The organism is Kitasatospora sp. NPDC058048, assembly GCF_042885555.1.
GTDB classification, from domain to species: Bacteria; Actinomycetota; Actinomycetes; order Streptomycetales; family Streptomycetaceae; genus Kitasatospora; species Kitasatospora lactacystinica.
The window spans coordinates 278029-300855 of record NZ_JBHVRT010000004.1 but is presented as its reverse complement, the minus strand read 5'-3'; the positions used below and the strand labels follow the sequence as shown (position 1 = coordinate 300855).

At 73.5% G+C, this 22827-nt stretch carries 23 protein-coding genes; 5 read left to right on the top strand and 18 right to left on the bottom strand.

All coding sequences use genetic code 11. The features are described from left to right. Positions 1–79: 79 nt before the first annotated feature. The 4 genes from ACFVVA_RS06840 to ACFVVA_RS06825 form a co-directional block, all read right to left on the bottom strand. Entirely contained in the window at positions 80–1207 is a 1128-nt protein-coding gene (locus ACFVVA_RS06840; RefSeq protein ID WP_380356899.1) for a GuaB3 family IMP dehydrogenase-related protein, read from the bottom strand. Between the two features lie 241 nt (positions 1208–1448). Next, on the bottom strand, positions 1449–2951 hold the full coding sequence (gene guaB, locus ACFVVA_RS06835; RefSeq protein ID WP_387686343.1) for an IMP dehydrogenase: 1503 nt from the start codon (positions 2949–2951) through the stop codon (positions 1449–1451). A gap of 294 nt (positions 2952–3245) precedes the next feature. Further along, entirely contained in the window at positions 3246–3854 is a 609-nt protein-coding gene (shbA, locus tag ACFVVA_RS06830; RefSeq protein ID WP_387686385.1) for an RNA polymerase sigma factor ShbA, read from the bottom strand. Between the two features lie 446 nt (positions 3855–4300). Then, on the bottom strand, positions 4301–4912 hold the full coding sequence (locus tag ACFVVA_RS06825) for a response regulator transcription factor (protein WP_014136228.1): 612 nt from the start codon (positions 4910–4912) through the stop codon (positions 4301–4303). A gap of 562 nt (positions 4913–5474) precedes the next feature. Here ACFVVA_RS06825 and ACFVVA_RS06820 point away from each other — a divergent pair. Further along, the gene (locus ACFVVA_RS06820) at positions 5475–5801 is read left to right on the top strand and encodes a WhiB family transcriptional regulator (protein WP_387686340.1); all 327 of its coding nucleotides are present in this window, start codon (positions 5475–5477) and stop codon (positions 5799–5801) included. A gap of 99 nt (positions 5802–5900) precedes the next feature. Here the strand turns inward: ACFVVA_RS06820 and ACFVVA_RS06815 are convergent, their stop codons facing one another. The 3 genes from ACFVVA_RS06815 to groES form a co-directional block, all read right to left on the bottom strand. After that, the gene (locus ACFVVA_RS06815) at positions 5901–6899 is read right to left on the bottom strand and encodes a LysR family transcriptional regulator (RefSeq protein WP_387686337.1); all 999 of its coding nucleotides are present in this window, start codon (positions 6897–6899) and stop codon (positions 5901–5903) included. 132 nt (positions 6900–7031) lie between these two features. Next, positions 7032–8660 carry a chaperonin GroEL gene (groL, locus tag ACFVVA_RS06810; protein ID WP_387686335.1) on the bottom strand — a complete coding sequence of 543 codons (1629 nt, stop codon included), beginning with the start codon at positions 8658–8660 and terminating at the stop codon, positions 7032–7034. Between the two features lie 116 nt (positions 8661–8776). Next, positions 8777–9082, bottom strand: a complete 306-nt coding sequence (groES, locus tag ACFVVA_RS06805; protein ID WP_014136232.1) for a co-chaperone GroES — start codon at positions 9080–9082, stop codon at positions 8777–8779. Positions 9083–9401: 319 nt separating this feature from the next. Here groES and ACFVVA_RS06800 point away from each other — a divergent pair, with 319 nt between their 5' ends. Then, on the top strand, positions 9402–9731 hold the full coding sequence (locus tag ACFVVA_RS06800; RefSeq protein WP_387686333.1) for a hypothetical protein: 330 nt from the start codon (positions 9402–9404) through the stop codon (positions 9729–9731). 38 nt (positions 9732–9769) lie between these two features. Continuing rightward, a complete protein-coding gene (locus ACFVVA_RS06795; RefSeq protein WP_387686331.1) occupies positions 9770–10954 on the top strand; it encodes a methyltransferase domain-containing protein in 1185 nt (394 codons plus the stop codon). Positions 10955–10975: 21 nt separating this feature from the next. Here ACFVVA_RS06795 and ACFVVA_RS06790 read toward each other — a convergent pair whose 3' ends face one another. The 5 genes from ACFVVA_RS06790 to tsaB are packed head-to-tail and all read right to left on the bottom strand — an operon-like array spanning position 10976 to position 14474. Continuing rightward, a complete protein-coding gene (locus ACFVVA_RS06790; RefSeq protein ID WP_387686329.1) occupies positions 10976–11914 on the bottom strand; it encodes a polysaccharide deacetylase family protein in 939 nt (312 codons plus the stop codon). Between the two features lie 50 nt (positions 11915–11964). Further along, positions 11965–12225: a hypothetical protein gene (locus ACFVVA_RS06785; protein ID WP_387686327.1), complete on the bottom strand. Its 261-nt coding sequence runs from the start codon at positions 12223–12225 to the stop codon at positions 11965–11967. After that, positions 12222–13313, bottom strand: coding sequence for a tRNA (adenosine(37)-N6)-threonylcarbamoyltransferase complex transferase subunit TsaD (tsaD, locus tag ACFVVA_RS06780; RefSeq protein ID WP_387686324.1), 1092 nt, complete (start codon positions 13311–13313; stop codon positions 12222–12224). The genes ACFVVA_RS06785 and tsaD overlap by 4 nt, the downstream gene beginning before the upstream one ends. Then, positions 13306–13794 (bottom strand): ribosomal protein S18-alanine N-acetyltransferase, encoded by a 489-nt coding sequence (gene rimI, locus ACFVVA_RS06775; RefSeq protein ID WP_387686383.1) that lies wholly within the window; start codon positions 13792–13794, stop codon positions 13306–13308. Before rimI ends, tsaD begins: the two co-directional genes overlap by 8 nt. 23 nt (positions 13795–13817) lie before the next feature. Next, complete coding sequence (gene tsaB, locus ACFVVA_RS06770; RefSeq protein WP_380356892.1) at positions 13818–14474, bottom strand: tRNA (adenosine(37)-N6)-threonylcarbamoyltransferase complex dimerization subunit type 1 TsaB; 657 nt, start codon at positions 14472–14474, stop codon at positions 13818–13820. A 154-nt stretch (positions 14475–14628) separates the two neighbouring features. Between tsaB and ACFVVA_RS06765 the strand changes: the two genes are divergently transcribed. Then, positions 14629–15195, top strand: a complete 567-nt coding sequence (locus ACFVVA_RS06765) for a hypothetical protein (protein WP_387686322.1) — start codon at positions 14629–14631, stop codon at positions 15193–15195. 41 nt (positions 15196–15236) lie between these two features. Here ACFVVA_RS06765 and ACFVVA_RS06760 read toward each other — a convergent pair whose 3' ends face one another. From ACFVVA_RS06760 to ACFVVA_RS06740, 5 genes are all read right to left on the bottom strand, one after another. Then, positions 15237–15431 carry a hypothetical protein gene (locus tag ACFVVA_RS06760; RefSeq protein WP_387686320.1) on the bottom strand — a complete coding sequence of 65 codons (195 nt, stop codon included), beginning with the start codon at positions 15429–15431 and terminating at the stop codon, positions 15237–15239. A 132-nt stretch (positions 15432–15563) separates the two neighbouring features. Beyond that, positions 15564–16061 (bottom strand): tRNA (adenosine(37)-N6)-threonylcarbamoyltransferase complex ATPase subunit type 1 TsaE, encoded by a 498-nt coding sequence (tsaE, locus tag ACFVVA_RS06755; protein ID WP_359897495.1) that lies wholly within the window; start codon positions 16059–16061, stop codon positions 15564–15566. A gap of 85 nt (positions 16062–16146) precedes the next feature. Beyond that, the gene (locus ACFVVA_RS06750; RefSeq protein WP_387686317.1) at positions 16147–17382 is read right to left on the bottom strand and encodes an alpha/beta fold hydrolase; all 1236 of its coding nucleotides are present in this window, start codon (positions 17380–17382) and stop codon (positions 16147–16149) included. Further along, a complete protein-coding gene (alr, locus tag ACFVVA_RS06745; RefSeq protein WP_380538516.1) occupies positions 17379–18578 on the bottom strand; it encodes an alanine racemase in 1200 nt (399 codons plus the stop codon). Before alr ends, ACFVVA_RS06750 begins: the two co-directional genes overlap by 4 nt. Positions 18579–18718: 140 nt before the next feature. Then, positions 18719–20194 (bottom strand): NAD(P)H-hydrate dehydratase, encoded by a 1476-nt coding sequence (locus tag ACFVVA_RS06740; RefSeq protein WP_387686315.1) that lies wholly within the window; start codon positions 20192–20194, stop codon positions 18719–18721. Positions 20195–20374: 180 nt separating this feature from the next. Between ACFVVA_RS06740 and ACFVVA_RS06735 the strand changes: the two genes are divergently transcribed. Then, positions 20375–20926 carry a Uma2 family endonuclease gene (locus ACFVVA_RS06735; RefSeq protein WP_387686381.1) on the top strand — a complete coding sequence of 184 codons (552 nt, stop codon included), beginning with the start codon at positions 20375–20377 and terminating at the stop codon, positions 20924–20926. A gap of 37 nt (positions 20927–20963) precedes the next feature. Here the strand turns inward: ACFVVA_RS06735 and glmS are convergent, their stop codons facing one another. Beyond that, positions 20964–22820, bottom strand: coding sequence for a glutamine--fructose-6-phosphate transaminase (isomerizing) (gene glmS, locus ACFVVA_RS06730; RefSeq protein ID WP_387686379.1), 1857 nt, complete (start codon positions 22818–22820; stop codon positions 20964–20966). Between the last annotated feature and the right edge of the window lie 7 nt (positions 22821–22827).

Sequence of the window (22827 nt, the reverse complement as noted above, 5' to 3'; positions counted from 1 at the left end):
GCCGGCGCCCCTCCCGCAAGCCCCCCGAAAACGCCGAAGGCCCCCGCCGATTCCCGGCAGGGGCCTCCGTCGACACCCGTCAGCGGTGATCGAGCGCCGGGTTCACCGTCACCTCGACCCGCTGGAACTCCTTGAGCTCCGTGTACCCCGTGGTGGCCATCGCGCGCCGCAGCGCACCGAACAGGTTCATGGTCCCGTCCGGGGTGTGCGAAGGACCGGTGAGGATCTCCTCGGTGGTGCCGACCGCGCCGAGGTTCACCCGCTTGCCGCGCGGCAGCTCCTCGTGGACGGCCTCCATCCCCCAGTGGAACCCCTTGCCCGGGGCGTCGGTCGCCCGGGCCAGCGCGGCCCCGATCATCACCGCGTCCGCGCCGCAGGCGACCGCCTTCGGGATGTCCCCGCTGTAGCCGACGCCCCCGTCCGCGATCACGTGCACGTAGCGCCCGCCGGACTCGTCCATGTAGTCGCGACGGGCGGCCGCCACGTCGGCCACGGCGGTCGCCATCGGCACCTGGATGCCCAGGACGTTCCGGGTGGTGTGGGCGGCGCCCCCGCCGAACCCGACCAGGACGCCGGCGGCGCCGGTGCGCATCAGGTGCAGCGCGGCGGTGTAGGTGGCGCAGCCGCCGACGATCACCGGAACGTCCAGCTCGTAGATGAACTGCTTGAGGTTGAGCGGCTCGGCGGCGCTGGAGACGTGCTCGGCCGAGACGGTGGTGCCGCGGATGACGAAGACGTCGACGCCGGCGTCGACCACGGCCTTGGAGAACTCGGCGGTGCGCTGCGGCGAGAGCGCGGCGGCGGTGACCACACCGGAGTCGCGGACCTCCTGGATCCGCTGCTTGATCAGCTCGGCGCGGATCGGCGCGGCGTAGATCTCCTGGAGGCGGCGGGTCGCGGTGGACTCGTCGGTGATCGCGGCGATCTCGTCCAGCAGCGGCTGCGGGTCCTCGTAGCGGGTCCACAGGCCTTCGAGGTTCAGCACGCCCAGACCGCCGAGGCGGCCGATCTGGATGGCCTGCTGCGGCGAGACCACGCTGTCCATCGGGGCGGCCAGGAACGGCAGCTCGAAGCGGTACGCGTCGATCTGCCAGGCGATCGAGACCTCCTTCGGGTCCCGGGTACGGCGGCTGGGGACGACGGCGATGTCGTCGAAGGCGTACGCCCGTCGGCCGCGCTTGCCTCGCCCGATCTCGATCTCAGTCACTTCGAGCCCTTCTGCTTTGTTGCTCATGCCCGCGCCGGGTCACCCCGGCCGCACCCCAGTATCCCGTACCGCCGCTGGTCCCGCCCCGACGGCCCACGGCCCGGACACGCCCCGGACGCCTCCGGCCGCGCCCGGAGCCGCGCCCCCGGGCCGCACCCCCGGCGCACGCGGGCCGCGCCCCGGGCAGCCCGAAGGGCCCGTCGCCGCGGTGCGGCAGCGGGCCCTTCGGGGGTTCAGCGGGTCAGCGGGCCGAGTAGTTCGGCGCCTCGACGGTCATCTGGATGTCGTGCGGGTGGCTCTCCTTGAGGCCCGCCGAGGTGATCCGGACGAACCGGCCCTTGCTCTCCATCTCGGCGACGGTGGCGGCGCCGACGTAGCCCATGGTCTGGCGCAGACCGCCGACGAGCTGGTGCAGCACGGCCGACAGCGGGCCGCGGTAGGGCACCTGGCCCTCGATGCCCTCGGGGACGAGCTTGTCGTCCGAGGCCACCTCGGCCTGGAAGTAGCGGTCCTTGGAGTACGAGCGGCCCTGGCCGCGGGACTGCATGGCGCCGAGCGAGCCCATGCCGCGGTAGGACTTGAACTGCTTGCCGTTGATGAACATCAGCTCGCCCGGGGACTCCTCGCAGCCGGCCAGCAGCGAGCCGAGCATCACGGTGTCGGCACCGGCGGCGAGCGCCTTGCCGATGTCGCCCGAGTACTGCAGGCCGCCGTCGCCGATGACCGGCACACCGGCCGCCAGGCAGGCCTGGGCGGCCTCGTAGATGGCGGTGACCTGCGGGACGCCGATGCCGGCGACCACGCGGGTGGTGCAGATGGAGCCGGGGCCGACGCCGACCTTGACGCCGTCCACGCCGGCGTCGATCAGCGCCTGGGCGCCGTCCCGGGTGGCCACGTTGCCGCCGACCACGTCGATCCCGACGGCCGACTTGATCTTCGCGATCCAGGCCAGCGCGTTGTGGCTGTGGCCGTGCGAGGTGTCCACCACCAGGAAGTCCGCACCGGCCTCGACCAGGGCCTGGGCCCGGTCGAACGCCTCGGCGCTGGCACCGACGGCGGCGCCGACCAGCAGCCGGCCCTCGGCGTCCTTGGCCGCGTTCGGGTACTGCTCGGCCTTGACGAAGTCCTTGACGGTGATCAGGCCCTTGATCCGGCCCTCGTCGTCGACCAGCGGCAGCTTCTCGATCTTGTGGCGGCGCAGCAGGGCCATCGCGTCCACCCCGGAGATGCCGACCTTGCCGGTGATCAGCGGCATCGGGGTCATGATCTCGCGGACCTGGCGGCTGCGGTCCGACTCGAAGGCCATGTCGCGGTTGGTGACGATGCCGAGCAGCTTGCCGGCCTCGTCGGCGATCGGCACGCCGGAGATGCGGAACTTGGCGCACAGCGCGTCGGCCTCGGCCAGGGTGGTCTCCGGGCCGACCGTGATCGGGTCGGTGACCATGCCGGACTCGGAGCGCTTGACCAGGTCGACCTGGTTGGCCTGGTCCTCGACCGACAGGTTGCGGTGCAGCACGCCGACGCCGCCCTGGCGGGCCATGGCGATGGCCATGCGCGACTCGGTCACCTTGTCCATCGCCGCGGACAGCAGCGGGATGTTGACGCGCACGTTCCGGGAGACCCGCGAGGAGGTGTCCACCTGGTTCGGCAGCACCTCGGAGGCCCCGGGCAGCAGCAGGACGTCGTCGTACGTGAGCCCGAGCATCGCGAACTTCTCGGGTACGCCTGCGGCGTTGTAAGACATTTGGGGGGTACCTTCCGTGGCCGGCCTTATCCGCTCACGCCCGAGGGTGGGGGCGCATTCATCGCTCACTCGCGCAGACCGCCGAAGCCGGATGCAATGGGAGGATCCTCCAAGGGGACCCAGAGCGCACCCGTCAAACTTTGGCAACCCGCCCAGGCGCCGATACCCCATGGTACTGGCACCGCGAATGTGTCCTCGTGTGCCCTTGACAACAACCCGGCCCCGTGGCTCATTCCGCCCGCAAACGGTGGAAAGAGTGCGGATCGGGACGGGCCGCCGGATCGGGGGACCCGATCAGGAAGACTCCTCCGCGAGGGCCCGCAGCCGGCTGAGCGCCCGGTGCTGGGCGACCCGGACGGCGCCGGGCGACATCCCGAGCACCTCGCCGGTCTCCTCCGCCGACAGCCCGGCGGCCACCCGCAGCAGCACCAGCTCGCGCTGACGGGCCGGCAGGTTGGAGAGGAGCTCCTTCGCCCAGGCGGCGTCGCTGCTCAGCAGCGCCTGCTCCTCGGGGCCGAGCGCCTCGTCCGGCACCTCGGGCAGGTCGTCCTGCGGCACGACGGTCGAGCCGGGTCCGCGCATCGCGGCCCGCTGGAGGTCGGCGATCTTGTGAGCGGCGATCCCGTACACGAAGGCCTCGAACGGGCGCCCCTGGTCCTTGTACCGGGGCAGCGCGCAGAGGACGGCCACGCAGACCTCCTGCGCGACGTCGTCCACGTGGTGCCGGGCCCCGCCGGGCAGCCGGACCAGCCGGGCGCGGCAGTACCGCAGCGCCAGCGGGTGGACGTAGGCGAGCAGCGCGTCGATCGCCGGGCCCTCGCCGCGGACCGCGGCCGCGACCAGTTCGCCCATCAGCGGCGAGCCGCCCGTGCCGAGCACCGGCGGGCGGTCCTGGCCGGTCATGCCGGCGGGACCGTCGGAGTCGGCGTACGACGGATCACGGCCCGGACCGGAGGGCTCGGCCTCCGCCGGGTCCGCCTGGCCGGCCGTACCGGCGACGTCGTCGCGCATCGGTCCATGGTGCCTGGTCGAGCGGGAAAACGCGGCACCGCGTCCGGAGTTGTGCACCGGAACGTTATGCGCTGTGGCACCGTAGGGCGTGCCCCGCACCACCGGCCCCTCCTGCACCGTGCCGCCTCCCGCCCCGCCGCGATCGGTGGTGGTCCCGTCCGTCGCGCCGTCCGCCGAGTGTCCTGCGGCTGCGTGGTTCGCCGCAGTGCCTGTCCGCTGGTCCCCGAGGTGCTCCACTCCTCCATGGTGCAACCTCGGGACCGTAACGTCACACGCCTGTGCGGCACCCGCTCCGGGAACCGCCGGCGGCACGCCGCACCCGGCGGCGCCGCCGGTGGTCAGCGGACCAGGCCCCAGCGGAAACCCAGCGCCACCGCGTGCGCCCGGTCGGAGGCCCCGAGCTTCTTGAACAGCCGTCGGGCGTGGGTCTTGACGGTGTCCTCGGAGAGGAACAGTTCACGGCCGATCTCGGCGTTGCTGCGGCCGTGGCTCATGCCCTCCAGCACCTGGATCTCACGCGCCGTCAGCGTCGGTGCCGCGCCCATGTCGGGGCTGCGCAGCCGGCGCGGGGCGAGCCGCCAGGTCGGGTCGGCGAGGGCCTGGGTGACGGTGGCCCGCAGCTCGGCACGCGAGGCGTCCTTGTGCAGGTACCCGCGGGCGCCGGCGGCCACCGCGAGCGCGACGCCGTCGAGGTCCTCGGCGACGGTGAGCATGATGATCCGCGCGCCGGGGTCGGCGGACAGCAGCCGCCGGACCGTCTCGACCCCGCCGAGGCCGGGCATCCGGACGTCCATCAGAACGAGATCGGAGCGGTCGGCCACCCAGCGGCGGAGGACCTCCTCCCCGTTCGTCGCGGTGGTGACCCGGTCCACACCGGGTACGGTCGCGACCGCGCGGCGAAGCGCCTCGCGGGCGAGCGGGGAATCGTCGCAAACGAGAACGGAAGTCATGACCGTCGTCCTCCGCAGCTGATCCGCGTCACGTTGAGCCTCCTGGCTGGTACGAACCTCTCCGACACGGCCGATCGGCGACAGACTCCGTCCTGATCGCCCCAACCTGCCCGCGATCGTTCCCGACGTCCGGCGCCCGCTAACCGCCTCCGCACTTCCAACGACCGTCACTCGAATGAGTTACGGCCTTCGGGGCCATCTCCACCACTGTACGTGGCCAACCCATTACCGATCAGCCGCATCGCGGTGCACACGCCGCACTTTTGCGCAGCTCGCGCGCGGTGGGCGTACGACCCGCACACCGATTCGGCACGTCGCGCGCCCGTCGGCCACCCGATTGCCACGCCCGCGCCCGGCGGAGCCCTTGCCCGCTATGCCCGTTTTTATAGCTTTCGTATGGTCATTGACTGTTGTGCCAGTGTGTGGGTGACTTGTCCATGGAGTTGCCTTAAGTCATATTTCCAGGTGTCCACACCAGTGCATCGAAGCCCCGCCGCACCGCTCGGCAGCAGCCCCGCCGAACGCCCGGCCGACGGCCGACAGCCTCTGAAGGGAATGAGCCATGGCAGATTTCTCCCGCCTCCCCGGTCCCAACGCGGACCTCTGGGACTGGCAGCTCTCCGCAGCCTGCCGTGGCGTGGACAGCTCGCTCTTCTTCCACCCCGAGGGCGAGCGCGGGGCCGCGCGCAGTTCGCGCGAGGCCAGCGCCAAGGAGGTCTGCATGCGCTGCCCGGTGATCGCCGAGTGCGCGGCGCACGCACTGGCGGTCCGTGAGCCGTACGGCGTCTGGGGCGGGATGACCGAGGACGAGCGCGAGGAGATGCTGGGGCGCTCGCGGCACCGACTGATCGAGGTCCCGCTGGCCCCGCCGGCGGTCGCCCAGCGCTAGACCCGACTCCGTGAGCGCCGTGAAGAAACGTTCCTTCGCGGCGCTTCAGCCTTCTGGCTCACCGTACGTACCGGACCCCCGCGGCCCCGTCACCCACCGTCAGCGATCGGCGGCCGCCCCCGCCAGCCGCTCCAGCATCAGCGCCACGGCCGGCACCTCCGCCAGGTCCGGCAGGGTCAGCGCGACCACCTGGCGCACCGCGGGCGCCCCGGAGGCCGTGTGCACCGGCACCGTCGACACGCCGTCAGGACGCACCGACCGGAGCGCCAGCCGGGGCAGCACCGCCACTCCCAGCCCGGCCGCCACCAGGCCGACCACCGCCGGATAGTCGTCCGTCGCGAAGTCGATCCGCGGCTCGAAGCCCGCCCCGGCGCACAGCTCCACCAGGTGCCCCCGGCACTGCGGGCAGCCCGCGATCCACTGCTCCCCCGCCAGCTCGGCCAGCCCCACCGCCCCGCCCCGCCCCGCCAGCCCGTGGGCGGCGGGCAGCAGGCCCACCAGCGGGTCGTCCAGCAGCGGGGTGACCACCAGATCGGACCAGTCGGACCCCGCGGTCAGCTGCTGCGCCTCCAGATTGGCCTCGGCGCGCGCCTCGCGCGGCGTGCCGTGGGCCGGCGCCGGGAGCGCGACGGCGCCGTCGGACTGCGGGTAGCGGAAGGCCAGCGCGATCTCGCACTCGCCGCCGCGCAGCATCGCCAGCGACTCCGGCGGCTCCGCCTCGACCAGCGACACGCGCACCCCCGGATGGCCGTCCCGCAGGCGGGCGACCGCGGGCGGCACCAGGGTGGAACTCGCGGTCGGGAAGGAGACCAGCCGCACCCGCCCGGCCCGCAGCCCGGCGATCGCGGCCACCTCCTCCTCGGCGGCCGAGAGCCCGGCGAGGATTCCGGTGGCATGCTTGAGCAGGACCCGGCCGGCCTCGCTGAGCTGCATCCCGCGGCCCGAGCGGACCACCAGCGGGGTGTCCACCGACTTCTCCAGCGCCTTCATCTGCTGGCTGATGGCGGGCTGCGTACACCCCAGCTCGCGGGCGGCGGCGGAGAAGGAGCCGGTGCGGGCGACGGCACGCAGGACGCGCAGATGGCGGGCCTCGATCATGCCTTAGTTATAAGGCAATCTTTGCATTCTGCAAAATTCTACTGATAGCTGAACGGTGAAGGTGAACGCCGGAGGCCCGGCCCGCCACCCCTCGCGGGGCGCGGACCGGGCCTCCGGTCAGGCGTCGGAGCCTCAGTGCGAGTGGCCGTGGCCGCCGTGGCCGTGACCGTTGTCGGCCTCCTCCTCCTTCTTCTCCACCACGAGGGTCTCGGTGGTGAGAAGCAGGGAGGCGATCGAGGCGGCGTTCTCCAGGGCGGAGCGGGTGACCTTGACCGGGTCGATGACGCCGGCCTTCAGCAGGTCGCCGTACTCACCGGTGGCCGCGTTGTAGCCGTGACCGGCCTCCAGCTCGGCAACCTTGTGGGTGATGACGTAGCCCTCGAGCCCGGCGTTCTGGGCGATCCAGCGCAGCGGCTCGTGCAGCGCCTTGCGGACCACGGCGACACCGGTGGCCTCGTCGCCCGACAGGCCCAGGCCACCGTCCAGCACCTTGGCGGCGTGGACCAGGGAGGCGCCACCGCCGGCGACGATGCCCTCCTCGACCGCGGCACGGGTCGCCGAGATGGCGTCCTCCAGGCGGTGCTTGCGCTCCTTCAGCTCCACCTCGGTGGCGGCGCCGACCTTGATGACGCAGACGCCGCCGGCCAGCTTGGCCAGGCGCTCCTGCAGCTTCTCGCGGTCCCAGTCGGAGTCGGTCGCGGCGATCTCGCCCTTGATCTGGGCGACGCGGCCGGCCACGGCCTCGGTGTCACCGGCGCCGTCGACGACGGTGGTCTCGTCCTTGGTGATGGTCACGCGGCGGGCGGTGCCCAGCACGTCCAGGCCGACCTGGTCGAGCTTGAGGCCGACCTCCTCGGAGATGACCTGGCCACCGGTCAGGACGGCCAGGTCGCCGAGGATCGCCTTGCGGCGGTCGCCGAAGCCCGGGGCCTTGACGGCGACGGCGTTGAAGGTGCCGCGGATCTTGTTGACGACCAGGGTCGACAGCGCCTCGCCGTCGACGTCCTCGGCGATGATCAGCAGCGGCTTGGAGGCACCGCCCTGGAGGATCTTCTCCAGCAGCGGCAGCAGCTCCTGGATGGAGGAGATCTTGCCCTGGTTGATCAGGATGTACGGGTCCTCCAGGACCGCCTCCTGCCGCTCCGCGTCGGTGACGAAGTACGGCGACAGGTAGCCCTTGTCGAACTGCATGCCCTCGGTGAAGTCCAGCTCCACGCCGAAGGTGTTCGACTCCTCGACGGTGATGACACCGTCCTTGCCGACCTTGTCGATCGCCTCGGCGATCAGCTCGCCGACCTGGGTGTCCTGGGCGGAGAGGGACGCGACGGCGGCGACGTCGTCCTTGCCCTCGATCTCGCGGGCGACCGAGAGCAGGTGCTCGGAGACGGCGGCGACGGCCTTGTCGATGCCCTTCTTCAGGGCGGCCGGGCCGGCACCGGCGGCGACGTTGCGCAGGCCCTCGTTGACCAGGGCCTGGGCCAGCACGGTGGCGGTGGTGGTGCCGTCACCCGCGACGTCGTTGGTCTTGGTGGCAACCTCCTTGACGAGCTGCGCGCCAAGGTTCTCGTACGGGTCGTCCAGCTCGACCTCGCGGGCGATGGTGACACCGTCGTTGGTGATGGTCGGGGCGCCGAACTTCTTGTCGATGACGACGTTGCGGCCCTTGGGGCCGATGGTCACCTTGACGGTGTCGGCCAGCTTGTTGACACCGCGCTCCAGCGAGCGGCGGGCGTCCTCGTCGAACTGCAGGATCTTCGCCATGTTCCCTATTCCCTCGGGGCTGCGGCCGGCCCACCGGCCGCCGAACTACGTGAACCAACAACCACGCCCCGGGCCCCTGTCACTTGGGACACGGATCCGGGGCGGGTCGGAACGTCTTACTTCTCGATGATCGCGAGGACGTCGCGGGCGGAGAGCACCAGGTACTCCTCGCCCTGGTACTTCACCTCGGTGCCGCCGTACTTCGAGTACAGGACGATGTCACCCACGGCGACGTCGAGCGGCAGACGCTGGCCGTCCTCGAAGCGGCCCGGGCCGACAGCCAGGACGACGCCCTCCTGGGGCTTCTCCTTGGCGGTGTCCGGGATAACCAGGCCGGAGGCCGTGGTGGTCTCGGCGTCGAGCGGCTGGACCACAATGCGGTCCTCGAGCGGCTTGATGGCAACCTTGCTGCTGGTGGTCACGTCCGAGCTCCCCTTCGGAGATTACGGGGTTTTCTAACGGGTAGGGCGATCCTGCGGGCCTGCCGTCGCGGGGGTCAGACACACGTCGTCGCATTAGCACTCTCCCGGTGGAGAGTGCCAAGGACGACCATAGGGCCGTGTTAGCACTCAGTCAACCAGAGTGCCAACGACGCGCCCTGGGCGTCCGGATTCCCGTACCCATGTACGGACGGCGCTCCCTCGGGCAGACTCCTGCCATGACCGACACCCCGGTACGCGTCGGACCCTCCGGCGCGAAGGACGCCCCGCCCGCGCCGCCGCTCGTCCCGGGGGTGTTCCGGTGAGCCGGCCGGCCGCCCCGTCCGAGCCGCCGCGGATCCACTGGGCGGCGGACCTGGTGCTCGCCGCGGTGGTGCTCGCGGTGACCGCCGTCGCGGTGTTCCTCGGATCGCTCGTGCTCAACGTGCTGAAGCTGCTCGCCCTGTACGGCCCCGGGACGGTGGCCCTGGACGTCTTCGGCGTCGTGGTCCTGCTCGTGCTGCTGACCCTGACCCACCGGGGCACCCGGCGCCTCGGCTACCGGATCACGCCGTACGCCGCGGTGGCCGCGGCACCGCTGGGCGTGCTCGTGGGCTGGCTCGCCTCCGGCATCCCCGTCATCGGCCGGTGACCGCCGCGCTGCGGTGACCGACCGGCCGAGCGGCGAGAATGGCCCCCGTGGACACCGAGAACCTCCAGCCGCTGCTGACGCCCGAGGGCCAGGCCCTGCTCGCCGAGTTGCGCGAGTTCACCCCCGAGGAGGAGCTGGCGCTGGCGACCCGCCTGCGCCGGGAGCATCCGGCAGAGCTGGTCTCGGCGGCCTTCGGGCAGGCGCGGCTGCGGCAGCGGGCGCGGGCGAAGTTCGGGGCGGACGCCGACCTGATGTACTTCACGCCCAACGGGGTCGAGCAGTCCACCCGGCGCAGCGTGGCCGAGTGGCGGGCGCAGCGGTTCGCCGCGCTGGGCGTCCGACGGCTGGCGGACCTGTGCTGCGGCATCGGCGGGGACGTGCTGGCGCTGGCCCGGGCGGGCATCGAGGTGCTGGCCGTCGACAAGGACCCGGCGGCCTGCGCCGCCACCGCGGCCAACGCCGCCGCCCTGGGCCTGTCCGAGCTGGTCGAGGTGCGCTGCGCGGACGTCGCCGAGGTGGACGTCAGCGGCTACGACGCGGTGTTCACCGACCCGGCCCGGCGCACCTCGCGCGGCCGGGTGTTCGACCCGGAGGCGTACGCCCCGCCGCTCTCCTGGGCGATCGAGGCCGGCCGGCGGACCCCGATCGGCGCGCTGAAGGTCGCACCGGGCATCCCGCACGAGGCCGTGCCGGAGGACGCCGAGGCCGAGTGGGTCTCCGACCACGGCGACGTCAAGGAGGCGGTGCTCTGGTTCGGCACCCGGGCCGCGAGCCCGCACCGCGCCACCCTGCTGCCGCAGGGCGCCAGCCTGACCGGCGGCGACCTGCCCGACCCGCCGGCCGGCCCGGTCGGGCGGTACCTGTACGAGCCGGACGGCGCGGTGATCCGGGCCCACCTGGTGGCCGAGGTGGCCGGGCAGGTGGGCGGCCGGCTGATCGACCCGAAGATCGCCTACCTGACCTCGGACGAGCTGGTCGCCACCCCGTACGCGCACGCCTTCGAGCTCACCGACGTGCTGCCGTTCCACATCAAGAAGCTGAAGGCGCTGCTGCGCGAGCGGGCGGTCGGCACGGTGGTGATCAAGAAGCGCGGGATGGCGATCACCCCGGAGGAGCTGCGCCGCCAGCTCAAGCCCTCCGGGCCGAACAGCGTCACGGTGATCCTCAGCCGCACCGACAACGGGCCGCTGATGATGCTGGGACAGCCGGTCGCGGCGCGCTAGGGGGTCGACCCGCGGCGTCGGTCACGCGGGTGGCTGGATGTAGTCCTCCAGCCGCGCCACCGAGAAGCCCTGCTCCTGTATCCGGGCCAGCAGGTCGCCGAACATCTGGGTCATCGTGGCGCCCTTGAGCTCCTTGGGGCCGCGGAAGTGCGCCAGGATTATGTCGCCGGGCTTCAGCTGCTTGTCCGCCGCCTGGTACTGCATGTCGTGGATCTGCATCGACTCGCGCCAGAGCACCATCGCGCGCGGGCCGCACTGCTGGACGGAGGTGTTGAGCGTCGGGGTGTTGGCGCCGTCGCCGAACGGCGGGCGGAACAGCAGCGGGGCGGCGCCGTACTGCTGGGTGAGCGCGGACTGCGCGTCGCAGATCTCGGACTTCTGCTTCTCCGCCGGGATCTTGCTCATCACCGGGTGGTCCACGGTGTGATTCTGGACGTGGTTGCCCAGGGCCTGGAGCGGCTTGAAGTAGCCGTAGTCGTTCTTGACGATGTCCCGGGTCAGGAACATCGATATCGGCACCTTGAGGTCGGTGAGCATCTCGACGAACTTCGGGTCCTTCTCGGCCCCGTCGTCGATGGTGATGAAGACGACCTTGTCGCTCGTTCTCACGTCGCTGAACACCGGGACAGGGCCGGTCCGTTCGAGCTTTATCGGCTTGTCGGCGGGCGCCGCCGGGGCGGGGGCGAGCGGGGTGAGGTTCCACTTGGCCCAGGCCGCCGCGCCCGCTCCCGCCGGGGCGCCGGCCGCGGCGGCGGTGGTCGCGGCCGCGGTCGGCGCGGCGCCGGAGGGCCGGGGCGCGGCCGGCGTGGTCGCGGCGGCCGGGGCGGCGCTGCCGCCGCCCCCGTTGTCGCCGCACCCGGTGGCGAAGGCCAGCAGAGCCACCGCCCCCGCCGCGTACGTCCTGGTCCTGCTCCGCCCGTTCCTGATCACCGCTGCGCGCTCCCGGTTCCCGTCCAGCATTCTCTCAGCTATGCACGGTAACGGCCGGTCGCGCGGTTCCCGGTACGGGGCTACTCCATGTGCTCGCTGGTGAAGGACCAGCGGTGCACCGGGCGGCCGAGCAGCTCGGCCGGCGGGTCGGCGACGGGCACCGGCTCGCCGTTCCACCAGGTGATCAGCAGCACCCGCCCGCCCGGGGCGGTGAGCAGTTCGAGGCGCTCCAGCCCGGTCGAGCCGCGGAGCCCGGGCAGCGCCGACTCCCGGGCCCAGGCGGCGAGTTCGGGCCCGCGCCCGTCGGCCGCCCGGGCCTCCCACATCGCGGCGACGGTCATGCCGCGCCACCGCCGAGGGCGTCGTAGGCCTGGCCGTGGATGTCGGTGTGGGGCACGTGGACCTCGGTCACCGGCAGCGAGGAGTCGGCGGACAGGTCGAAGGCGGACGGCGTGCGGCCGCGCCACACCATCTCGGCGCCGAGCGCCGCGACCATCGCGCCGTTGTCGGTGCACAGGCCCGGCCGGGGCACCCGCAGCCGGATGCCGGCCCGGTCGCAGCGCTGCTGGGCCATCTCGCGCAGCCGCGAGTTGGCCGCCACGCCGCCGCCGATCATCAGGTGGTCGACGCCGCTGTCCTTGCACGCCTTGACGGCCTTGCGGGTGAGCACGTCGGTGACCGCCTCCTGGAAGGACGCCGCCACGTCGGCGATCGGCACCTCCTCGCCGGCCCGGCGCCTGGCCTCCACCCAGCGGGCGACGGCGGTCTTCAGGCCGGAGAAGGAGAAGTCGTACTCCGGGTCGTTCTTGCCGGTCAGGCCGCGCGGGAAGGCGATCGCCTTCGGGTCGCCCTCGCGGGCCGTGCGGTCGACGATCGGGCCGCCGGGGAAGCCGAGGCCGAGCACCCGGGCGACCTTGTCGAAGGCCTCGCCGGCCGCGTCGTCGATGGTCGCGCCGAGCGGGCGGACGTCGCTGGTGATGTCCTCGCTGAGCAGCAGCGAGGAGTGCCCGCCGGAGACCAGCAGGGCCATCGTCGGCGAGGGCAGCCGGCCGTGCTCCAGCTGGTCGACGCAGATGTGCGAGGCGAGGTGGTTGACCCCGTACAGCGGCTTGTCCAGCGCCCAGGCGTACGCCTTCGCGGCGCTGACGCCGACCAGCAGCGCGCCGGCCAGGCCGGGGCCCGCGGTGACGGCGATGCCGTCCAGGTCGCTCGCCTTGATCCCGGCGGTGTCCAGGGCGCGCTGGATGGTCGGGACCATCGCCTCCAGGTGCGCGCGGCTGGCGATCTCCGGGACGACGCCGCCGAAGCGGGCGTGGTCGTTGACGCTGGAGGCGACCGCGTCGGCCAGCAGCGTGGTGCCGCGCACGATGCCGACGCCGGTCTCGTCGCAGGAGGTCTCGATACCGAGGACGAGCGGTTCGTCAGCCATGGCGGGTGTCCTCAATGTCCTTCGGGTCAGTGCTGTCAGTGCTCGGGGAGTCGAGGCGCATCACCAGCGCGTCGACGTTGGCGGGCTGGTAGTAGCCGCGCCGGATGCCCACCGGTTCGAAGCCGTGGCGCTCGTACAGCCGCTGGGCGCGCGGGTTGTCCACCCGCACCTCCAGCAGCAGCTCGGCGCACTCGCGCCGGGCGGCCTCCCGGATCAGGTCGGTGAGCAGCGCCGCGCCGAGACCGGCGCCCTGGTGGCGCGCGTCGACGGCGATGGTCTGGACGTCGCCCTCACCGGCGATCGCCATCAGGCCGGCGTAGCCGACGATCGTGCCGTCCGGGGCGGCCGCGACGGTGTAGTGGCGGGTTCCGCCGGGGTGGGACTCGGCCAGTTCGGACCAGAACATCCCGGCGGACCAGGCGTCCTCGGGGAAGAGCCGCAGCTCCAGCTCCAGCACCGGCGCGATGTCCCACCAGCGCATCGGGCGCAGGGTGGTGCCGTGGTTCACGCCGGGAGCACCGCCTTGTAGCCGGCCGGGACCTGGGCGTCCGGGCGGCGCAGGTACAGCGGGTGGTTCGGCAGCAGCTCGCGTCCGGCGGCCAGCTCGGCGGCGGCGAACCCGGCCAGGGCGCCGGCCGAGACGTGCTCGGGGCCGTGCCCGCCCGGGAAGGCGTCGGGGTAGAGCAGCGCGCCGGCGCCGACGGAGCGTTCCTGCGGGGTCAGCTCGGCCGGGCGGTCCACGCCGGGGCCCTCGGTGCGGCGGCCCTCGGCGTCGTAGGAGGCCCAGTAGACCTCCTTGCGGCGCGCGTCGGTGGCGACGGTGAACGGCTGCCCGGCCAGGCCCTCGGCGCGGGCCTGGAAGGCGATCGCGTCCAGGGTGCAGACGCCGTGCACCGGCAGCCCGAGCGCGTGGCCGAGCGCGGCGGCGGTCACCAGGCCGACCCGCAGGCCGGTGTACGGGCCGGGGCCGACGCCGACCGCGATGCCGGTCAGCCGGTGCTTGTCCACCCCCGCGGCCCGCAGCACCCCGTCGATCGCGGGCAGCAACAGTTCGCCGTGGCGCCTGGCGTCGACCTGGTGGGTCTCGGCGAGGACGGCCGTGCCGTCGTGGACGGCGGCGGTGACGGCGGGGGTAGCGGTGTCGAACGCGAGCAGCAGCACGGGGTCAAGGTTAGACCGCGTTGGGCCGACCGGCCGATCGGCAAGGTGTACCACCCGGGAACACACATCCGAGGCGCTGCGACCCGCGCGGATGAACCTGGCACGATGGGGCCGTACGTAAAGGGACGGCGGCGGGAGCGGCAACGTGGCGAAGATGGGTCCTGGAGTGGTGGTCACGGGGTTGACCCTGGGGGCCCTGGCGGTGGTGAGCCTGCTGGCCTTCCAGGCCAACGGCGCCCAGGACCGGGCCGGCGGCCCCAAGCCCACGGCCACCACCACGGCGACCGGCACCGCCACCGCCGCGGCGCCGACGGCCTCGGCCACCCCGACCGTCCCGGCGCTGCCGACCACCTCGGGCACCGGCATCCGGGTGGTCTACTCGGTCGGCAGCCACTACGTCTGGCTGGTCGACCCGAAGAAGACCCCGCAGGTCGCGGCCGCCTTCCCGGTCACCCCGGGCTCGGTCGAGCCGGCCCCGGGCAGCTACGCCGTGTACAGCCGCACCCAGACCACCACCGGGACGGACGGCAAGCAGATCGAGCACGTGGTGCGCTTCGCGCAGCAGAACGGCGTGGTGTTCGGCTTCAGCGCGGCGGTGGACGGCGCGACGCCGACCACCGACCCGAGCGCCAAGACCGGCGGCATCCGCAGCGGGCGCGCCGAGGGGCAGCTGCTCTGGGACTTCGCGCCGAAGGACACCAAGGTGGTCGTGATCGCCTGACCCGGACGGCCCGGAACGGCCCGGGCCCGGAAGGACCGGCCTCACGCGGCCCGGGGCGCCTGCGCCTCGGGCCGTTCGTCCGGTCGGGGCCGCGGTTCGGGCGGGGTGGACACCGCCTCGGCGGCCGCGCAGGCGGCCAGCAGCGCCCGCATCGGCTCTCCCGGAGCGCGACGGGCCGGTTCTCCGGCCCCGGCGGCGGGGACCGCGCGCTCCGGGGCGGGGGTGGTGCTCGACATGGCGCCTCCCTAGTTAGGCAGACCTAACCGCAGCACCCATCCCACCACGCCCGGCACCCCGCCCGCAACATCTTGCCGACAGCCTGTCGGCAAGATGTCGGCACCCGTCGGCGGGACGTTGTCGCCCGTCGGCTATCCGAGGTCCGCCAGCGCCGCGTCCGCCCAGCGCGGGCCGATCCCGGTCAGCACCACCCGGCGCGGGTCCTGGTCGTCCCCGTCCGCCGTGCCGCCGATGGCGCGCTCGATCCGGACCTCCAGCCGGTCCTCGGACAGCCGCTCGACCTTGCCCTCGCCCCACTCGACCACGACCACCGACTCGGGCAGCGAGACGTCCAGGTCGAGGTCCTCCATCTCGTCCAGGTCCCCGCCCAGCCGGTACGCGTCCACGTGCACCAGCGCCGGGCCGCCGACCAGCGAGGGGTGCACCCGGGCGATCACGAAGGTCGGCGAGGTCACCGCCCCGCGGACCTGCAGGCCCTCCCCCAGGCCCCGGGTCAGCGTGGTCTTCCCCGCGCCCAGCTCCCCGGAGAGCAGCACCAGGTCACCCGGCCGCAGCAGCGCGGCCAGCTCCCGGCCGAGCCGGCCCATCCGCTCCGGGGTGGGGACGGTGAGAGTGGCGTGCGAGCCCATGCGCGTGTCTTGCCCTTCGGTCCGTACCGGCGCACCGACCACCGGCCGCCACCGCTACCGTGCCACATCCGCGCGCCACCGGGGCTCACACGGGGTCGACGACGGCTTCCGCGACCCGCTCCCGGGCCAGGTCGAGGACGGCCGCGGGCAGCGGCGCCGCCCCGGCGAAGCCGGCGGCCCGGCGCAGCAGCCGCGCCAGCTCGTGGTCCACCAGCTCCGGGCGCTCCAGCATCACCAGGTGCCCGGCGCCCTCGGCCAGGACCAATTCGGCGCCGGGCAGCCGCGCGGCCATCGCCTCGCTGTGCGTCGAGGGCGTCAGCAGGTCCTTCGTCCCGGCCAGCACCAGCGCGGGCAGGCCCCGCAGGGCGGCCAGCGCCTCGTACTTCTCGTGCGCGCCGAACACCGGGTAGAACTCGGCGACCACGTCGATCGGGGTGGCGTCCAGCAGCTGCTCGGCGAAGCGCACCACGCCGGGGTCGACGTCCCGGCCGCCGAAGGAGAACCTCCGGTAGAACACGGCGGCCACGTCCGAGCCCAGCCGCCTGGTCGCCTCGACCAGGTCGACCTGGCGGCCCAGCAGCTTCACCATGCCGGGCGCGACCTTCCTGAACAGCTTCGCACCGGCCCTCGGCAGGCCGAGGCTGACCTCGTTCCAGTCCCCGGCGAGGGTGCCGATCAGCGCCACCCCGGCGACCCTCTCGCGGAACAGCTCCGGGTACTGGTCGGCCAGCGCCATCACCGTCATGCCGCCCATCGAGTGGCCCACCAGCACCAGCGGCCCGGTCGGGGCGACGGCGTCGATCACGGCCTTGAGGTCGCCGCCCAGCTGGTCGATGCCGGCCGGCTCGCCCGCCAGGTACGAACGGGAGCGCTCGGAGCGGCCGTGGCTGCGCTGGTCCCAAAAAACCAGCCGCATGCCCTCGCGCAGCGCGGCCCGCTGGAAGTGCCAGCTGTCCTGGTTGAGGCAGTAGCCGTGGCAGAACACCACGGTCAGCGGCTCGGCGCCGGTGCCGTCCCCGTCCGGCCCGCTCCAGCCGGTGCCGTCCAGCTCGACGTACAGCTCGGTGCCGTCCGGCGCGGCCACCGTCCTGGGACGGCCGCGCAGCGAGCCGTACGGGGCGTTCGCGTCCAGCTCGGCCCGGGCCCGGCGGCGCATCGCCCGGCCGACGGTCAGCCGCTCCACCGCGACGCCCGCGGCCGCCCCGGCCGCCAGTACGCCGACCGAGATCCCGATCACACCCGCCCGGCTCACCCCGGAGGCGGCGCCGGCCGCCTTGGCGACCGCCGCGACCGGACTGCCCTCGGCCGGTGCGCCGGTCATGCCGACGGGCCCTCCGGGTGGCTGCCGCCCAGGTAGCGGCGGGGCACCCGGGCGCCGATCCGGGTGATGATCTCGTACGAGATGGTGCCGCAGGCGCGGGCCCAGTCCTCCGCGGTGGGCTCGCCGCGCTCGCCGTTGCCGAACAGCAGCACCTCGTCGCCGATCGCCGGGGTGTCGCCGCCGAGGTCCACCACGAACTGGTCCATCGCGACCCGGCCGGCCACCGTGCGCCACTTGCCGTCGATCTGCACCGGGCCGGTGCCGCTGGCGTGCCGGGGGATGCCGTCGCCGTAGCCGACCGGGACCAGGCCCAGGGTGGTCTCGCCCGGCGTCGTGTAGTGGTGGCCGTAGCTGACCCCGTGCCCGCCGGGGACGTGCTTGACCAGCGCCAGCCGCGCGGTCAGCGCCATCACCGGGCGCAGCCCGAAGTCGGCCGGCGAGCCCACCTCCGGCACCGGCGACAGCCCGTACGCGGCCAGGCCGGTGCGGACCAGGTCGAAGTGCGACTCGGGCAGCAGCAGGGTGGCCGGGGAGTTCGCCAGGTGCCGGACCGCGGGGCGCAGCCCGGCGGCCTCGGCCGTGGCCAGCGCGGCGCGGTAGGAGTCCAGCTGGGCCTGGATCGACGGGTGGCCCGGCTCGTCCGCCGCGGCGAAGTGCGACCAGACGCCGACGACCGTCAGCAGCCCCTCCGTCTCGGCCCGGCGGGCGGCGGCCACCAGCCGCGGCCAGTCGTGCGGCTGGCAGCCGTTGCGGCCGAGGCCGGTGTCGGCCTTCAGGTGCACCCGGGCCGGGATGCCGGTCTCGCGGACGGCGGGCAGCAGCTCGTCCAGCGCCCACTGGCCGCTGACCGAGATGTCCAGGTCGGCGCGCAGCGCCTCGTGCCAGGGCCCGCCCGGCGTCCACAGCCAGCACAGGATGCGGGCCTGCTCCGGGCGGATGCCCGCGGCCCGCAGCGCCAGCGCCTCGTCCGGCGTCGCGCAGCCGAGCCAGCCGATCCCGTTCGCGACCGCTTCCCGGGCGCACTCGACCGCGCCGTGGCCGTAGGCGTTCGCCTTGACGGCGAGCATCACCGCCGCGCCGCCGACGCGTTCGCGCAGGGCGGCGAGGTTGCCGCGCAGGGCGGCGAGATCGATGGTCGCCTCGGCCCGGAGGCCGTCGGTGCGGGTGGCTGTGCCGGTCGTGTTCGCAGTTGTCATCAGGGTCAGTCTCCCAGACGTCCCGGAGTCCTCGCCGAACGGCCCGTCGGCGCGGCGGACCCCTACGACGCGCCGACGTGCGGCGGACCGCCCGTTCACCCCGTTCAGGACGCCGCAACCGGATGTCCCGGTTCCGGGGGTCACCCCGCGCGGACCGCCCGCCACACCGCCGGGAGCGCCCCGGCCACCGCGAGCGCCGTGGTCGGGGCGCCCGGCACGCCCGCCGCCTCCCGGCCGGCCAGGCCGTGCAGGTAGGCGGCCACGGACGCGGCGTCCAGCGGCGCGAGGCCGGCCGCCAGCAGGGAGCCGGCCAGCCCGGCCAGCACGTCGCCGCTGCCGGCGGTGGCCAGCCAGGAGGTGCCGGTGGGGTTCACCCGGACGGCTCCGCCCGGATCGGCGACCACCGTGGTGGAGCCCTTCAGCAGCACCGTGGCGCGGTAGCCGGCCGCCAGCCGCCGGGCGGTGGCCAGCCGGGCCGCGGCCAGGTCGGCGGCGGCCGGCGGTGTGCCGCCGTCGGCGCCGGCGAGCAGCCGGGCGGCCTCGCCGGTGTGCGGGGTGAGCAGGGTGGGCGCGGTGCGGCCGGCCAGCGCGTCCGGGCCGAGCCGGCCCAGTTCGGTCAGCCCGTCGGCGTCCACCAGCACCGGGACGTCGCTCGCCAGCGCCTCGGTCAGCGCCTGCCGCGCCCCCTCGCCGCCGCCCGGCCCGACCACCCAGGCCTGCACCCGTCCGGCGCCGGCCGGCCCGCCCTCGGTGACCAGCACCTCCGGGAAGCGCCGCACCACCTCCTCGGCCGCCGTGCCCACGTACCGGACGGCGCCCGCGCCGCCGTGCAGCGCCCCGGCCACCGCCAGCAGCGCCGCCCCCGGGTAGGTCGCCGAGCCGGCCGCCACCCCGACCACGCCGCGCCGGTACTTGTCGCTCTCCGCGCCCGGCAGCGGCAGCAGCGCCGCCACGTCCGCGTGCTGGAGGGCCGTCACGTCCGCCTCCGGCGGCTCCAGCCCGATTCCGACCAGCTGCACGGCGCCCGCGTACGAGGCGCCCGGGTCGACCAGCAGCCCGGGCTTGTACGTGCCGAAGCAGACCGTGACGTCGGCCCGCAGCGCGGCGCCCGGCACCTCCCCGGTGTCGGCGTCCACCCCGCTGGGCAGGTCCACCGCCACCACGATCCCGTGCCGCTCGGCCTGGGCGTACGGCCGGGCCTCCGGGCGCAGCCCGCCCCGGCCGCCGATGCCGACGATGCCGTCCAGCACCAGGTCCGCGCGCGAGAAGTCGGCCAGGCCGACTTCCTGCTCCGCCGTCACCCGCCCGCCGGCGGCCCGCAGCGCGGCCAGCCCGCCCGGGTGGGCCTTCTGCGGCGCCAGCAGCACCGCCGTCACCCGCGCCCCGCGCCGGGCCAGCGCGGCCCCGGCGTACAGGGCGTCACCCCCGTTGTCCCCGCTGCCCGCGAGCACCGTCACCCGGCTGCCGTACACCCGCCCCCGACGCCGCGTCAGCAGCCGCGCGCAGGTCGCGGCCAGCCCCGCGGCCGCCCGCTGCATCAGGGTGCCCTCCGGCAGCCGCGCCATCAGCTCGGCCTCGGCGGCCCGGACGGTTTCCACAGGGTGTGCATGACGCATGGGGAGAACTCCTTCAGCGGTCGGCTGCCTCCGACGCTAGCCCGCGCCACCGCCCCGCGGGAGCCGGGCCTGCGGCACACTTTCGAGTGACAACCACTTCGATCCCCCGCCGGTGCCGGTCCGTACGCCTACCTTGTGGCTCGGCACGGACCCACAGGAGGGAGAAGGGCCATGGTCGCCATGCCGGCAGTCGAGCACCCGCTGGGCGAGGACAGCCTCCTCCAGGCGTTTCTGGAGTTGGACACCCCGCTGGGAAGCAAGGCTGAATTCATCGAAGGGGAGATCGTCGTGACGCCGCCGCCGGACGGAGCGCACGAGACCGCGTTCTCGCTGCTCGCCAAGCAGTTCTTCCGCAAGGCCGCGATCGATCTGGACCTCTCGGGGAACAAGGGCCTGATCATCGGCCCCAAGAGCCGGTTCATCCCGGACGGCACCGTGAGCCCGGTCGGCCACTTCGAGAACGCGGACTCCTGGGCCCCGGCCGAAGGCGTCCTGCTCGTCTTCGAGATCACCTCGATCAACCCGCACAAGGACCGCGAGCCCAAGCGCAAGGGCTTTGCCTCCGCAGGCATCCCCTGCTACCTGCTGATCGACCGTGACGATGGGGTGGTCACGCTCTTCACCAACCCCCAGGGCGGCGACTACGCCACGCAGACCAGGATCGAGTTCGGCAAGCCCATCGACCTCCCCGCCCCGTTCTCCTTCACGCTCGACACGGCGCCCCTGCGGTAGGACGCAGCCACCGCAGGGGCGCCGTGCGGCCGAGCGACTACTCGACGGTGACCGACTTCGCCAGGTTGCGCGGCTGGTCGACCTCGTGGCCCTTGGCCGTGGCCAGCTCGCAGGCGAAGACCTGCAGCGGGACGGTGGCGACCAGCGGCTGGAGCAGCACCGGGGTGGCCGGGATGCGGATCAGGTGGTCCGCGTACGGGACGACGGCCTCGTCGCCCTCCTCGGCGATCACGATCGTGCGGGCACCGCGGGCCCGGATCTCCTGGATGTTGGAGACGATCTTGTCGTGCAGGATCGAGCGCCCGCGCGGCGAGGGCACGACCACGACGACCGGCAGCCCCTCCTCGATCAGCGCGATCGGACCGTGCTTGAGCTCGCCCGCCGCGAAGCCCTCGGCGTGCATGTACGCCAGCTCCTTGAGCTTGAGCGCGCCCTCCAGGGCCACCGGGAAGCCGACGTGGCGGCCGAGGAACAGCACCGAGCGGGCGTCGGCCAGCGAGCGGGCCAGCTCGCGCACCGGCTCCATGGTCTCCAGGACCTGCTCGACCTGCTTCGGCGCGTCGCCGAGCTCCTTGATGACGGCGAAGATCTCGTCGCCCCACTTGGTGCCGCGCACCTGGCCCAGGTACAGGGCGACCAGGTAGCAGGCGACCAGCTGGGTCAGGAACGCCTTGGTCGAGGCGACCGCGACCTCCGGGCCGGCGTGGGTGTACAGCACCGCGTCCGACTCGCGCGGGATGGTGGAGCCGTTGGTGTTGCAGATCGCCAGCACCTTGGCGCCCTGCTCGCGGGCGTGCCGCAGGGCCATCAGGGTGTCCATGGTCTCGCCGGACTGCGAGATGGCGATGACCAGCGTGCCCGGGCCCATGATCGGGTCGCGGTAGCGGAACTCGGAGGCGACCTCGACCTCGCAGGGGATGCGGGTCCAGTGCTCGATCGCGTACTTGGCGATCATGCCGGCGTGGAAGGCCGTGCCGCAGGCCACGATGACGACCTTGTCGACCGAGCGCAGGTCGGCGTCGGAGATCCGCAGCTCGTCCAGGGTCAGCCGGCCGTCGGTGCCGATCCGGCCGAGGAGGGTGTCGGCGACCGCCTTCGGCTGCTCGGCGATCTCCTTGAGCATGAAGTAGTCGTAGCCGCCCTTCTCGGCGGCCGAGGCGTCCCAGTCGACGTGGTACTCGCGCACGTCGGCCGCGGTGCCGTCGAAGTTGGTGACGGTCACGCCCTCCCGGCGCAGCTCGACCACCTGGTCCTGGCCCAGCTCGATCGCCTCGCGGGTGTGGGCGATGAAGGCGGCGACGTCCGAGGCGAGGAAGTTCTCGCCCTCGCCGCGGCCGACGACCAGCGGCGAGTTGCGGCGGGCACCGACGACCACGTCCGGCGCGTCCGCGTGCACGGCGACCAGGGTGAAGGCGCCCTGCAGCTGACGGCAGACCACCCGCATGGCCTCGGCGAGGTCACCCGCGTAGGCCTCGCCCAGCAGGTGGGCGACGACCTCGGTGTCGGTCTCCGACCGGAGGGTGTGGCCGCGCTCGGCGATCTCGGCGCGCAGCTGCGCGAAGTTCTCGATGATGCCGTTGTGCACCACGGCCACCCGCTGCTGGTCGTCCAGGTGGGGGTGGGCGTTGGCGTCCGTCGGGCCGCCGTGGGTGGCCCAGCGGGTGTGGCCGATGCCGGTGGTGCCGCCGGGCAGAGGGGTCTCGGCGAGCGACTTCTCCAGATTGGCGAGCTTGCCCGCCCGCTTGTCGGTGGCCAGGCTCCACTGCCCCTCGGAGTCCTGGACCTGCACCGCGACACCGGCCGAGTCGTAGCCCCGGTACTCCAGTCGCTGCAAGCCTGCGATTACTACGTCGAGGGCGGACTGAGCGCCCACGTATCCAACAATTCCGCACATGCGTGCC